This is a genomic window from Perlucidibaca piscinae DSM 21586 (assembly GCF_000420045.1).
GTDB lineage: Bacteria > Pseudomonadota > Gammaproteobacteria > Pseudomonadales > Moraxellaceae > Perlucidibaca > Perlucidibaca piscinae.
Genome location: NZ_ATUE01000005.1, coordinates 452,031 through 464,659 on the forward strand (window position 1 = coordinate 452,031; position 12,629 = coordinate 464,659).

The 12,629-nt window shown below is 63.9% G+C and carries 11 protein-coding genes; 9 read left to right on the forward strand and 2 right to left on the reverse strand.

What is annotated here, in order from left to right:
• Window positions 1–121 precede the first annotated feature (121 nt).
• The 6 genes from F595_RS14585 to F595_RS12325 all read left to right on the forward strand — a co-directional run bounded on the left by F595_RS14585 (window position 122) and on the right by F595_RS12325 (window position 3,722).
• Window positions 122–958, forward strand: coding sequence for a DUF6998 domain-containing protein (locus F595_RS14585; protein WP_156873768.1), 837 nt, complete (start codon window positions 122–124; stop codon window positions 956–958).
• 95 nt (window positions 959–1,053) lie between these two features.
• A complete protein-coding gene (locus tag F595_RS14590) occupies window positions 1,054–1,560 on the forward strand; it encodes a hypothetical protein (RefSeq protein ID WP_156873769.1) in 507 nt (168 codons plus the stop codon).
• A 135-nt stretch (window positions 1,561–1,695) separates the two neighbouring features.
• A complete protein-coding gene (locus F595_RS0102220) occupies window positions 1,696–2,097 on the forward strand; it encodes a VOC family protein (RefSeq protein ID WP_022955242.1) in 402 nt (133 codons plus the stop codon).
• 20 nt (window positions 2,098–2,117) lie between these two features.
• On the forward strand, window positions 2,118–2,534 hold the full coding sequence (locus F595_RS0102225; RefSeq protein ID WP_022955243.1) for a VOC family protein: 417 nt from the start codon (window positions 2,118–2,120) through the stop codon (window positions 2,532–2,534).
• An 11-nt stretch (window positions 2,535–2,545) separates the two neighbouring features.
• Window positions 2,546–2,908, forward strand: a complete 363-nt coding sequence (locus F595_RS0102230) for a gamma-glutamylcyclotransferase family protein (protein WP_022955244.1) — start codon at window positions 2,546–2,548, stop codon at window positions 2,906–2,908.
• Window positions 2,901–3,722 (forward strand): pseudouridine synthase, encoded by an 822-nt coding sequence (locus tag F595_RS12325; RefSeq protein ID WP_022955245.1) that lies wholly within the window; start codon window positions 2,901–2,903, stop codon window positions 3,720–3,722. Before F595_RS0102230 ends, F595_RS12325 begins: the two co-directional genes overlap by 8 nt.
• 6 nt (window positions 3,723–3,728) lie before the next feature.
• Here the strand turns inward: F595_RS12325 and F595_RS12330 are convergent, their stop codons facing one another.
• On the reverse strand, window positions 3,729–6,287 hold the full coding sequence (locus F595_RS12330; RefSeq protein ID WP_022955246.1) for a putative bifunctional diguanylate cyclase/phosphodiesterase: 2,559 nt from the start codon (window positions 6,285–6,287) through the stop codon (window positions 3,729–3,731).
• A gap of 118 nt (window positions 6,288–6,405) precedes the next feature.
• Between F595_RS12330 and uvrD the strand changes: the two genes are divergently transcribed.
• Entirely contained in the window at window positions 6,406–8,604 is a 2,199-nt protein-coding gene (uvrD, locus tag F595_RS0102245) for a DNA helicase II (RefSeq protein ID WP_022955247.1), read from the forward strand.
• Window positions 8,605–8,623: 19 nt separating this feature from the next.
• On the opposite strand, the gene F595_RS0102250 is transcribed toward uvrD, so the two are convergent.
• Window positions 8,624–9,031: an acyl-CoA thioesterase gene (locus tag F595_RS0102250; RefSeq protein WP_022955248.1), complete on the reverse strand. Its 408-nt coding sequence runs from the start codon at window positions 9,029–9,031 to the stop codon at window positions 8,624–8,626.
• A gap of 220 nt (window positions 9,032–9,251) precedes the next feature.
• On the opposite strand from F595_RS0102250, the gene F595_RS0102255 reads away from it, so the two are divergent.
• Together F595_RS0102255 and F595_RS0102260 are read left to right on the forward strand one after the other, a co-directional pair.
• Complete coding sequence (locus tag F595_RS0102255; RefSeq protein WP_026913136.1) at window positions 9,252–10,208, forward strand: PstS family phosphate ABC transporter substrate-binding protein; 957 nt, start codon at window positions 9,252–9,254, stop codon at window positions 10,206–10,208.
• Between the two features lie 154 nt (window positions 10,209–10,362).
• Window positions 10,363–12,624 (forward strand): ABC transporter permease subunit, encoded by a 2,262-nt coding sequence (locus tag F595_RS0102260; protein WP_228126939.1) that lies wholly within the window; start codon window positions 10,363–10,365, stop codon window positions 12,622–12,624.
• Window positions 12,625–12,629: the final 5 nt, after the last annotated feature.

The following is a 12,629-nucleotide window of genomic DNA, read 5'->3' on the forward strand; positions in this document are numbered from 1 at the left end:
TCGGGTTTTCCAGGGCATTGAGAGGTCTGGATATTTTGATCAGTTATCCGCGTTATGCCGCAAAGCACATTCATTACACCGCACTTCTGCGGTCGAATTTAAGTTAGCCGCTCAAAAAAGTATGCGTGAAATCATCTTAGAGCTTGGTGCAGAAGGCGGGTCTATAACTCTCTACGGAACGCGAGGGAGTGATGGTCTGCGCAAGTATCACTTGGCAAGAAACTCTGTGGCGCTACATGACCAACTGCAAGGCGATCTGCCTGACGAGGAACCTACGTCAGAGTCGAAGAAGGTTGGATCTCTGGCAAAGGCCATGGCCCTGCTTGGTAATTACCCGAGTTGGTACAAGCTAGTGCCGCTTGAGGTGCATCAGGATTTCGCGAATAGATTCATTCAAGAGGTCTCAAAACTAGGGGGCCAGGCATATGCAGCTAGGTGGCGCGAGCGGTTAGGGGTTTCCCCGTCTAGGCTGGAAGGCAAGTCGAAGGGTAATTCAAGGTCGTCTGGCCTACTTGAACAAATGGCCGCGACCAAAGTGCGAACCCTGTATGAGCGCTACTTGGAGTTGGTTCGCTTGGAGGTCGAGGAATTCGGAGTAAAAGCGACAGAGGTTAGGCATCTAATTGGTCGTCTTGGTGAGTTTTACTGTGCGCTTGCCGTTGAAGGCAGCTTGGCCTCTACGGCAAACCAACATGGTTTTGACGTGATCGCAAAGAGCGGTAGGAAGATCAGCGTTAAGGCTACAGCTCAAAAGACGGGATTTGTAGCCATATCATCTTCAACTGCTGGTCTTGCAGATGATCTGATGGTCATTGGCTATGATGCTGGTGAGTTGTCGGTTATTTTCTATGGTGACATCCAGCTGGCCCTGGACGCAGCAAGGCACTATCCAGAGAAATTGAAGTACGAACTAGACATTTCAACTGCAAGAAGTCTGGTTAGTGCTCCATTGCCTTGAGCATATGGGTGTGTGGGCGCCCAACCATTCGCTGCAGGCGCGACGGCCCTGTCGGGCCGCGGCCTGAGCTCAAACGTTGGGAATAGGAGATCAGAGTGGATGCTGCGATCTGGGGCTTGCTCGGTACCATTGTTGGTGCATTGGCCAGCATCGCTACGTCTTGGATCGGGGGGCGTCATGCCTTCGGGCTCCAACGTCAGGTAGCGTCGGAGGAGCAGAAGGAACGACACAGAGCTTTCCAGCGAGAAACGCTCATCAAATTGCAGGAGGCACTACATGACTCTCTGAGAATGATGACGCGTGCTCATCTTGAGGATGCCGCATCCTTCAAAACGTCCGGAAACTCGCAGACGTCAATCCTTAGTGAAGACGTCAATGAAGGCGTACGGGTCGCAGGCCGCAGGCTGATCATACTCATCCAGCGCGTAGCGAATGATGATCTTCGCTCTGATCTCAAGGCAATCGCTGAGAATATGGCTCGAGTGGTTATGGCCAAGAGCCAACGAGAAGCCGATGCAGCTCTTGCTGATGTATATCAGGCAGGTGAGAGAGTGATGGAGCACATTGGCGCAGTCCTTCGGGGCTACTATGAATCAAAATAGACAGAGCCAAACAGATGCGTGCACGCGACGTGCGAAGACGCAGGCGCGTAATGAATGGCCTTAACGTGCGCTCTTCAACAGCAATTCTCAGAAAGTCCTAATCACTCGTTTGCAATTCGCAGCAGGAGGGAACACATGTTCAACCACATCATGCTCGGATCCAATGACATCGAGCGCTCGAAGCGTTTTTACGATACGGTCCTGTCCGTGCTGGGCGCCGGCGAGCCCGTTCGCAATGTCGCCCCGAGCGGGCACACGCGGCTTTTCTATCGGCACGATGGAAACACGCTGTGTCTCACGGAGCCCATCAATGGTGAGCCAGCCACCGTGGCAAACGGCGCAACCATCGGCTTCAAGTGCGACTCTCCCGAGCAGGTGCATGCCTTTCACGACACGGCTGTTGCCCATGGCGGCACCTCGATAGAGCAGCCGCCGGGTCTGCGTCAGGGCAGCATGGGTGCGCTTTATCTTGCCTATGTGCGTGATCCGGACGGCAACAAGCTGTGCGCGCTGCATCGGGTGAAGCAGGCCACGTGATTCGTGGTGGGAACTGCCCCATGAGGCCCGCCATCACTGTCATCACCCTTGGCGTCGACGACCTCGACGCCTCCCTGCGCTTCTACCGTGATGGTCTGGGTTTTCCCACCGACGGCATTGTCGGCACGGAGTTCGAGCAGGGTGCGGTGGTGTTCATTCCGCTGCAGGCGGGCTTGCGCCTGGCGCTGTGGCCGCGCAGGAGCATCGCGCACGACACCGGACTGGCGCTGGCGGCGCCCAATCCCGCCAACATGACCCTGGGCCACAATGTCGCGACCACTGCGGAGGTCGATGCCGTCATGGCCCGCGCCAGGGCAGCAGGCGCTGCCATCGTGAAGGCGGCACACGATACCTTCTGGGGTGGCTACGCCGGCTATTTCCAGGACCCGGACGGCCATCTCTGGGAGGTTGTCTGGAATCCGCAGTGGTCAGCATGAGCGTGTGCGACATGCCTGCACCCGATCACCTTTTCGTTTACGGCACCCTGGCCCCCGGTCAGGCCAATGCCGACCAGCTCGCCGGCCTGCGCGGCGACTGGCAGCCTGCCTGCGTGCGCGGTGTCGTGCGGCCGGATGGCTGGGGTGCGGCGGCCGGCTATCCGGGGCTGATCCTCGATGACGCGGCGGGCGAGGTGCGCGGCCTGCTCTTCACCTCCGCGGACCTGGCGGCGCACTGGCACCGGCTCGATGCCTTCGAGGGCGAGGGCTATGTGCGCGTGACGGTATCGGTGCGTCGTGACGATGGCGAATGGGTACAGGCGCAGGTCTATGCGCTGGCGGAGTGGCCCGAGGGCCTGCCCGTCCATGGCTGATGAGGCGGTCTGGCCGACCAACCCGCTCCGGCTCATCCGCCGTGATGACCACCTGCTGGCGGTGCACAAGCCCGCCGGCCTGCTTGTGCACCGCAGCCCCATAGACCGTCACGAGACCGAGTTCGCGCTGCAGCATGCGCGTGCGCTCAATGGCGGCGAGCATGTGTATCCGGTGCATCGGCTGGACCGGCCGACCTCCGGTCTGCTGCTGTTCGCGCGTGACCCGGACACGGCCAGCCGGGTCGGCGAGGCCTTCATGGCCGGCGAGGTGGGCAAGACCTATCTCGCCGTGGTGCGGGGCTGGACGCCGGACAGCGGCGTCATCGATCAGCCGCTGCGCGACAAGGCCATAGACCGTCGTGATGATCGCGTGCAGGCCCTGCGCGAGGCGCGCACGCGTTACCGGCGACTTGCCGTCTGCGAGATTCCTGTCGCCATCGAGCGCTATCCGGCCAGCCGTTACAGCCTGCTCGAACTGCAGCCGGAAAGCGGGCGTCAGCACCAGCTGCGCCGGCACATGCAGCACATCAGTCATCCCATCATTGGTGACACCAACTACGGCCGCACCCGGCACAACCACTATTTCGCCGGGCGCTTCGGCGGCGGGCGCCTGATGCTGGCGTCAACCCGGCTGCAGCTGCGTCACCCGCACACGGGTCTGCTGCTGACGCTGAGCGCCGCGCCGGAGCAGAGCTTCATGCAGGTGCTGAGCCTGTTCCCGGACATGAGCGAGGACGCGCTGGCGGCCCTGGCGGAGCAGCCATCGGTGACGAGCGCTCTGGCGGACTGTCGTAGCGGCAGGGAAGGGCGCTGAGCGCCGTCACCAGGCGGTGGCGGCGTCGGCGATGAGCTTGGGCAGGGTGTCGCTCTGGGTCCGCAGCAGCTGGGCCATGGCATCGGCAGCCAGCGGACGGCTCAGGTAGTAGCCCTGGACGTAGTCGCAGCGTTCGCGGATCAGGTGGGCCAGGTGGTTGCCCGACTCGATGCCCTCGGCGACCACGGTCATGCCCAGGTTGTGCGCCATGGTGATGATGGCGCGGATGATGGCGGCATCCTCGTCCTTGTCGCCGAGGTCGCGCACGAAGGTCTGGTCGATCTTCAGGGTGTCGAGCGGGAAGGAGCGCAGGTGGCTGAGTGACGAGTAGCCGGTGCCGAAGTCGTCGAGGGCGATGGTCACGCCGAGGGCGCGGGCCTGCAGCAGCAGCTCGTTGGCCAGTGTCGGGTCATCCATCAGCGAGCTTTCGGTGAGCTCCAGTTCGAGCTGGTGCGCGGGCAGGCCGCTGTCGTCCAGGGCCTGGTGCAGCACGCTGAGCAGGTCGCCGCGGCGCAGCTGCTGCGGCGGAATGTTCACCGCCACCGACAGCTCGCCCAGGCCTTCGTCGCGCCATTGCCGGGTCTGCCGGCAGGCCTGCTGCAGCACGCGCTCGGTGATCACGGCGATGAGACCGGTCTCTTCGGCCAGCGGAATGAACTTGCCCGGATGCAGCAGGCCCAGGGTCGGGTGCTGCCAGCGCACCAGCGCCTCCATGCCGACGATGCGCTGCGTCGCCAGCGACACCTTGGGCTGGTAGTGCACCACGAATTCGTCGCGGAAGATCGCCTTGCGCAGGCTGTTCTCGAGGTTGAGCTGTTCCAGCGTGGCGCTGCGCATCTCGGGGGTGTAGAAGCGCCACTGGTTGCCGCCCAGGCGCTTGGCCTGCTGCATGGCGAGGTCGGCGTGATTGACCAGGATGGCCAGCTCGCGGCCGTGCTCGGGGAACACGCTGATGCCCACCGAGGCGCCGAGCATGAGCTCGTGGCTCTCGACGCGGAAGGGCATGTGCAGAACGCCGATGATCTCTTCGCTGAGGCGTTCAAGATCGCTGTTGTCGCGCAGGTCGGAATAGATCAGCGCGAACTCGTCGCCGCCGAGGCGGGCGAGGGTGTCGAGGCGACCGCCGATTTCGGTCAGGCGCCTGCCGGTCTCGCGCAGGATGGCGTCACCGGTCTCGAAGCCCAGGCTCTCGTTGATCTGGCGGAAGCGGTCGAGGTTGAGGTGGATGAGGCCGAGCCGGGTGTCGTCGGTACGCGCCTGCATGATGGCCGTGTGCAGACGGTTGCGGAACTGGCGGCGGTTGGCCAGGCCGGTGAGACGGTCGTAGTTGGCCAGGTAATCGACCTTCTTGCGGGTCTCCTCGGCCTCCTTCTCGCGGCTGATGTCACGACGGATGCCGAGCACGCGCAGCGGCTTGCCGGCGGCGTCCCAGGTCACCACGCGGCCCTTGTCCAGCACCCAGACCCAGTGCCCGAGATGGTGGCGCAGGCGGTAGCTGGCCTCGTACTGCGGGGTCAGGCCGCGCAGGTGACGGATGAGGGCGCGCTTGACCGTGCGCAGGTCGTCCGGGTGCACATGGTGGCGAGCTTGGCGCGGCAGGTCACCCTGGATCTGGCCGGCGCAGCCGAGCAGCGGCTCCAGATTGGTGTGGGTCATGCGGCGCTCGCGGATCTGCCAGTCCCAGAGCGCGATGTCGGCGGCCTCGATGGCCAGGGTGAGGCCTTCCTGGCTTTCTTCGAGGGCGATGGTGCGCTGACGCACGCGCTCCTCCAGCTCGCCGTTGAGCTTCTGCAGCTGGGTCTCGGCGAGGGTGCGGGTGTTGACCTCGGTGGCCAGCTGCTGGTTCATCATCAGCGTGCGCGACTGGGTGTCGCGCAGGTGGTGAATCAGGCTTTCGTTGTCCAGGCGCAGGCGCAGGGAGTTGTTCACCATGCGGTTCAGGAAGCGCGCGCTCAGCATCAGGAAGAACCACCAGAATACGCCGATGCCGACCACGGTCAGGGCGGTCGAGCTCGGATGCAGCAGCAGGTAGACGAAGCCGGGAAGGAACAGCGCCGTGGTGAAGGCGACAAAGGCGCGCAGGTGGCCGGCATAGGCTGCCAGCGCACTGATGCCCTGGGCCGCGAGCAGACCGGACAGCAGCACCTGGCGGTGGGCGATGTCGATCATCAGCTCGTTGGTGGGGAACAGCCGCGGGTTGAACGCGATGATCGCGTAGGCCCAGAAGGCGCCCGTGATGAAGGCGGTGACAGTGAGGATCCAGCGCAGGCGCAGCACGGTTTCCAGGGGCTGGCGCCTGACCCAGAGCACCAGGGCCGTGCGCAGCATCATGAACACGAAGAAGCTGGCACCCCAGATCAGGATCTGGTTCTGGCTGGCATAGGGCCAGTCCTGCAGCAGCAGCACGGTGGCCACGATGGACACCGTGGTCGTCACCAGGAAGCGGGGCAGCTGGCTGAACACCTGCTGCAGGGCGGCATATTGCAGGGGCAGGGCATTCCTGCCCTGTACAGTGCCGTTGCCTGCAACTGTCTGCGCGATGTCGGCCGTGCCACGGTCCGTCATGAAGCCTTCCCCTGGGATGGTCTGCCGACGCATGATCGAGCAGCCTTGTTTGGGGCATACGATAGCATTCTGCGACGCTGTGCGAAAACGCATGTGGTCGCTGCACTACAATAGACGAATGACTACTTCCGATCTGCTCGCCGGGCTCAATCCGGCGCAACGTGATGCCGTGACCTGCGACAGCCAGCATCTGCTGGTGCTGGCCGGGGCCGGCTCCGGCAAGACCCGCGTGCTGACCACGCGCATCAGCCACTTCTGCCGCGAGTTCGGCATGTCGCCGTTCGCGGTGCTGGCGGTGACCTTCACCAACAAGGCCGCGCACGAGATGCGGGCTCGTCTGGAGCAGCAGCTCGGCATTGCCACCAATCCGCTCTGGATCGGCACCTTCCATGGTCTGGCGCACCGCTTCCTGCGCGCCCACCACAAGGAGGCCGGTCTGCCGCAGACCTTCCAGATCCTCGATGCCGACGATCAGCAGCGCGTCATCAAGCGCGTGCTCAGGGACCTGCAGCTCGACGAGGAGAAGTGGCCGGCGCGGCAGGCGGCCAGCTTCATCAACGGCCACAAGGAAGAGGGGCGGCGACCGCAGCACATCCAGCACAACGGCGACCTGTTCACCGCCACCCAGCTGCGCATCTACAGTGCCTACGAGGAGGTCTGCCAGCGTGGCGGCCTGATCGATTTCGCCGAGATCCTGCTGCGCAGCCACGAGCTCTGGCTCAATCACCCGGACATCCTGCGGCATTACCAGGCGCGCTTCCGGCTCATCCTGGTCGACGAGTTCCAGGACACCAACAAGATCCAGTACGCCTGGCTGCGCCTGCTCGCCGGCGAGCACGGCATGCTCACTGCCGTCGGTGATGACGACCAGAGCATCTATGGCTGGCGTGGCGCCTGCATCGAGAACATTCGCACCTTCCAGCGTGACTACCCGGAGGCCGAGCTGATCCGTCTGGAGCAGAACTACCGTTCGACCTCGGTGATCCTGCAGGCCGCCAATGCGGTGATTGCCAACAACGGCGACCGCCTCGGCAAGAACCTGTGGACCGATCGCGGCGAGGGCGAGCCGATCACCGTCTACGGCGCCTTCAATGACCTCGACGAGGCCCAGTTCATCGCGCGCAGCCTGGACGAGCACTTCCGGCGCGGCACCGCGCGCCGCGAGATGGCCATCCTGTATCGCTCCAACGCGCAGTCGCGGGTGCTGGAAGAGGCCCTGCTGCGGGCACAGATTCCGTATCGCATCTATGGCGGCCTGCGTTTCTTCGAGCGCGCCGAAATCAGGAACGCGGTCGGCTACCTGCGCCTGATGCAGCTGCGTGATGACGACACCGCCTTCGAGCGCGTGGTCAACACGCCCACCCGCGGCATCGGTGACAAGAGCCTGGAGATGGTGCGCCAGGTCGCGCGCGAGGAACGCATCAGCCTGTGGGCGGCGTCAGACGCGGTGATCCGCGGCAAGCTGCTGCCGGCGCTGGCCAGCGGCAAGCTGGCGGCCTTCCTGCAGCTGATCGACCGGCTTGATGCCGACACCCGCGAGGCCCCGCTGGGCGAGCAGGTCGAGGCCGTGATCACGCAGAGCGGGCTGGTCGAGCATCATCAGAAGGAGAAGGGCGAGAAGGGCCAGGCCCGGGTCGAGAACCTGCGCGAACTGATCGGCGCCGCGCGTGAGTTCGAGGTCGACGACGAGGAGGCGCCATCGGCGCTGGCGGCCTTTCTGGATCATGCCGCGCTGGAGGCGGGCGAGCAGCAGGCCGGCGAGTTCGAGGATGCGGTGCAGCTGATGACGCTGCATGCCGCCAAGGGCCTGGAGTTCCCGGTGGTGTTCCTGGCCGGTTTCGAGGAGGGCCTGTTCCCGCACGAGATGGCGCTGCAGGACAACAACCTCGAGGAGGAGCGCCGCCTCTGCTACGTCGGCATCACGCGGGCCATGCGCCAGCTGGTGATCAGCTACGCCGAGGTGCGGCGCCTCTACGGCAGCGAGAGTTACCACGTGCCGTCACGCTTTCTGCGCGAGATTCCCGAGGTGCTGCTGGCGCCGGTGCGGCAGACCTCGGGCTGGGGCCAGGGGCGTGGTCAGGCCGCTGCGGCGACCACGGCGCGTGCCTTGCCGGCGGGCCTGAAGCAGACCTCGCTGGGCGATGCCAGTGGCGACGGGGTGTGGACGCTGGGCCAGCGCGTCAGCCATCCGCGCTTTGGCGAAGGCGTGATTCTGGCCTTCGAGGGCAGCGGGCCCAATGCCCGCGTCCAGGTCAACTTCGCTGACCTGGGCAGCAAGTGGCTGGTGGCGCAGTACGCGCGGCTGACGCGGGTCTGAGCCTAGCTCGGCCGTGCGCTCAGTTCAGCGGCGGCAGCGCCCGGGTGCGGCCGGATTCGTCGATGGCGACGAAGGTGAACAGGCCTTCGGTGAGCTTGGTGCGGGTTTCGAGCTGGTCACTGACGCTCCAGACTTCGACCAGGATCTTCATCGACGAGCGTCCGATGGACTGGATGTCGGTGTAAAAGGCTACCAGGTCGCCGACGCTGACCGCGCGCAGAAACACCATGGCATCAATCGCCACGGTGGTGGCGCGGCCACGGGCGCGCTTGCGCGCCGCGACGCTGGCAGCCAGATCCATCTGCGACACCAGCCAGCCGCCGAAGATGTCGCCATGCGGGTTGGCGTCACGTGGCATGGCAATGGTCTGCAGGCTGAGGATGCCGCGCGGGCGGGGCAGGGATTCTTCTTCTTCCGTGAGGGTCATTGAGCGGATCCGACTTTATTTTGATCAAGACTACCGGCAGTCCGTGACGGTGTCACGGCAAGCCCGTGGCAAAAGCGATGTACGGGCTGGACAGCAGCCGGTCAGGTTGTGCTTTCATGACAATGCCCGCCGGAAAATTCACCTTTGTCATCGTTCAGTCACATTCTGTCGGCAACATGCGCCCCGTAATCAACTAACACCCTCGATGGAGAGTGACATGATGAACGTGAAGGCACTTGTCGCCGCGCTGGGCCTGGGTCTTGCCCTGACCGCCCAGGCCGCTGTTGATCCCAACCTGCCCAACTACACCAAGACCACCGGTGTCTCGGGCAACCTGACCAGCATCGGTTCGGACTCGCTGAACAACCTCATGACCCTGTGGGCCGAGGACTTCAAGAAGCAGTACCCGAACATCAACATCCAGATCCAGGGTGCCGGTTCGTCGACTGCTCCTCCCGCCATGACCGAGAGCACCGCCAACTTCGGCCCGATGTCGCGTCTGATGAAGGATGCCGAAATCCAGGCCTTCGAAAAGAAGAAGGGTTACAAGCCGACGGCCGTGCCGGTTGGCATCGACGCCCTGGCCGTGTTCGTGCACAAGGACAACCCGGTCAAGTACCTGACCATGCAGCAGGTTGACGCCATCTTCTCGTCGACCCGCAAGTGCGGTTTCCCGAAGGCTGCCAACAAGTGGGGCGATGTCGGCCTGACCGGCGCCTGGGCCAGCCGTGACCTGCAGCTCTACGGCCGCAACTCGGTGTCGGGCACCTACGGTTACTTCAAGGAAAAGGCACTCTGCAAGGGTGACTTCAAGAACAACGTGAACGAGCAGCCGGGCTCCGCCTCGGTGGTGCAGTCGGTGTCCAGCTCGATCAACGGCATCGGCTACTCCGGCCTCGGCTACAAGACCTCGGGCGTGCGCTCGGTGGCTCTGGAGTCCAAGGACGGCGAGATCTATGACGCCAACGAGAAGAATGCCCTGTCCGGCAAGTACCCGCTGGCTCGTCACCTCTACGTTTACGTGAACAAGGCGCCGAACAAGCCGCTGCCGCCGCTGGAGGCCGAGTTCCTCAAGCTGGTGCTGTCGAAGCAGGGTCAGCAGGTTGTCGCGAAGGATGGCTACATCCCGCTGCCGGCCAAGGAAGCTGCCAAGGTTCGCAAGATGCTGGGTCTGTAAGACCAGCGAAAATGGCAGAGCATGACAAGAGGGGCCTCGTGGCCCCTCTTGTCACGTCAGCAACCAGGGTGCTGCGGAAGGTCCAGCCTTGCCGGAGTGCCTTGAGAAGTGCACATTCCCCTAGTCAAATTTCAAGGTTGTGATGATGGACAAGATGACATCGGCAGCAGTGATCAGACGGCAGCGCAAGCGCCAGCTGAAGGACAGACTGGCCAATTTCACCATTGGGCTGGGCGGCGTGTCCGTCATCGTGGCCATCGCGCTGATCTTCTTCTACCTGCTGTTCGAGGTCTGGCCGCTGTTCAAGGGTGCCGACGTGCATGCCGAGAAGGCGGTGAAGACCTCGGCGCCGGCCCTGTACCTGAATGCCGACGAGTACAATGACTCCGGTCTGCGCGTGCTCGCCGATGGCCAGGTCGAGATCATTGATGCCCGTACCGGTGCCGTGCGCAGCACGACCAGCCTGGCGCTGCCGGAAGGTGTCAGCGTGGCTGCCGTCAACGAAGGCCCGGTGCTGTCCGGCCTGGTCGGCATCGGTCTCAGCAACGGCCAGCTGCTGATCGCCAAGCCGAACTACGAGGTCAGCTATGGCGCTGACAACGAACGCAGCGTCAGCACCAGCCTGGCCTTCCCCTACGGCGACAAGCCGGTCACCGTCGATGCCTCGGGCAAGCCGCTGACCGTGTTCTATCTGCGCGGTGATGAAGAGAGCTTCAAGGTGCTGGCCTGGGCGGACGGCAAGCTGGTGCGCCAGACCTTCGAGGTGGTGAGCACGGGTGAAGAGGGTCTGAGCCTGTCGTTCGGCGGTGACGAGGAGGGCGAGAAGTCCTACGAGGTCACGCTGACCGAGGAGCTGCCCTATGCCGGCACGGCGCCTACGCGTCTGGTGCTCGGCCAGGAAGGCCACTGGGGCTATGCGCTGCACGATGGCAACCGCCTGAGCGTGTTCAGCCTGCGTGACGAGCCGGTGCTGACGGAAGAGATCGCACTCACCGACGGCAAGACCCGCGTCACCGCGCTGACCGCGCTGCAAGGCAACATCTCGCTGCTGGTGGGTGATGACACCGGTACCGTCGCGCAGTGGTTCCTGGTGCGTGATGCGTCCTCGGAGATGGATCGCTTCAACCTGCGCAAGATCCGCCAGGTCGACCTCGGTGATGCGCCCATCACCGCGATTGCTGCCGAACAGCGTCGCAAGGGCTTCCTCGCCGGCGACGCCAAGGGTGTGGTGAGCTACTACTACACCACCTCCGAGCGTCTGATCACGCAGCAGCAGGTCGCCACCACGCCGATCCGCGCGCTCTCGATGAGCGCCCGCTCGACCGGCGTTCTGGTCCAGTCCGAGGACGCCTACGGCTTCTGGCACCTGGAGATCGAGCATCCGGACATCTCCATGTCGTCGTCCTGGAGCAAGGTCTGGTACGAGTCCTACGAGGCGCCGACCTACACTTGGCAGTCGTCGTCGGGCACCACCGACTTCGAGTCCAAGCTGTCACTGATGCCGCTCACCTTCGGTACCCTGAAGGCGGCCTTCTACGCCATGCTGCTTGCGGCACCGCTGGCCATCTGCGGTGCCATGTACACCGCCGTGTTCATGTCGCCGGCCCTGCGCCGCAAGGTCAAGCCGGCCATCGAGCTGATGCAGGCGCTGCCCACGGTCATCCTCGGCTTCCTCGCCGGTCTCTGGCTGGCGCCGACCATTGAAGGCAATCTGCCCGGCATCTTCAGCCTGCTCATCCTGACGCCGCTGGCCGTGCTCGTGGTCGGTGCGCTGTGGTCGCGCCTGCCGCTGGAAAAGCGCGCCTTCGCCGATGGCTGGGCACCGTTGATCCTGATCGTGCCCATCCTGGTGGTGGGCTGGCTGTCGTTCACCTTCTCGCAGCCGATCGAGAACGCGGTGTTCGGCGGTGACGTGCGCCTGTGGCTGGAAACCGAAACCGGTCTCAAGTTCGACCAGCGCAACTCGCTGATCGTCGGCCTGGCCATGGGCTTTGCGGTCATCGCGCCGATCTTCTCGATCGCCGAGGACGCCCTGTTCGCGGTGCCGCGCCACCTCACCAACGGTTCGCTGGCGCTGGGCGCCACGCAGTGGCAGACGCTGACCCGCGTGGTGCTGCCGACCGCGTCGCCGGGCATCTTCTCGGCGGTGATGATCGGTTTCGGCCGCGCCGTCGGCGAAACCATGATCGTGCTCATGGCCACCGGCAACACCGCGGTCATGGAGTGGAACATCTTCGAGGGCATGCGCACCCTGTCGGCCAACGTGGCGGTGGAAATGGGCGAGGCCGAGGTCGGATCGACGCACTTCCGCATCCTCTTCCTGTCGGCGCTGGTGCTGTTCGTGCTGACCTTCGTGCTCAACACCGTGGCCGAGGTCGTCCGTACCCGTCTGCGCAAGAAATATGGCTCGCTGTAAGGAAC

Coding starts and splice junctions, on each gene's coding strand:
- F595_RS0102220 (WP_022955242.1), top strand. CDS start 1,696: ATGTTCAACCACATCATGCTCGGATCCAATGACATCGAGCGCTCGAAG.
- F595_RS0102225 (WP_022955243.1), top strand. CDS start 2,118: ATGAGGCCCGCCATCACTGTCATCACCCTTGGCGTCGACGACCTCGAC.
- uvrD (WP_022955247.1), top strand. CDS start 6,406: ATGACTACTTCCGATCTGCTCGCCGGGCTCAATCCGGCGCAACGTGAT.
- F595_RS0102250 (WP_022955248.1), bottom strand. CDS start 9,031: ATGACCCTCACGGAAGAAGAAGAATCCCTGCCCCGCCCGCGCGGCATC.
- F595_RS14585 (WP_156873768.1), top strand. CDS start 122: ATGCGTGAAATCATCTTAGAGCTTGGTGCAGAAGGCGGGTCTATAACT.
- F595_RS0102255 (WP_026913136.1), top strand. CDS start 9,252: ATGAACGTGAAGGCACTTGTCGCCGCGCTGGGCCTGGGTCTTGCCCTG.
- F595_RS0102230 (WP_022955244.1), top strand. CDS start 2,546: ATGCCTGCACCCGATCACCTTTTCGTTTACGGCACCCTGGCCCCCGGT.
- F595_RS12330 (WP_022955246.1), bottom strand. CDS start 6,287: ATGACGGACCGTGGCACGGCCGACATCGCGCAGACAGTTGCAGGCAAC.
- F595_RS12325 (WP_022955245.1), top strand. CDS start 2,901: ATGGCTGATGAGGCGGTCTGGCCGACCAACCCGCTCCGGCTCATCCGC.
- F595_RS0102260 (WP_228126939.1), top strand. CDS start 10,363: ATGACATCGGCAGCAGTGATCAGACGGCAGCGCAAGCGCCAGCTGAAG.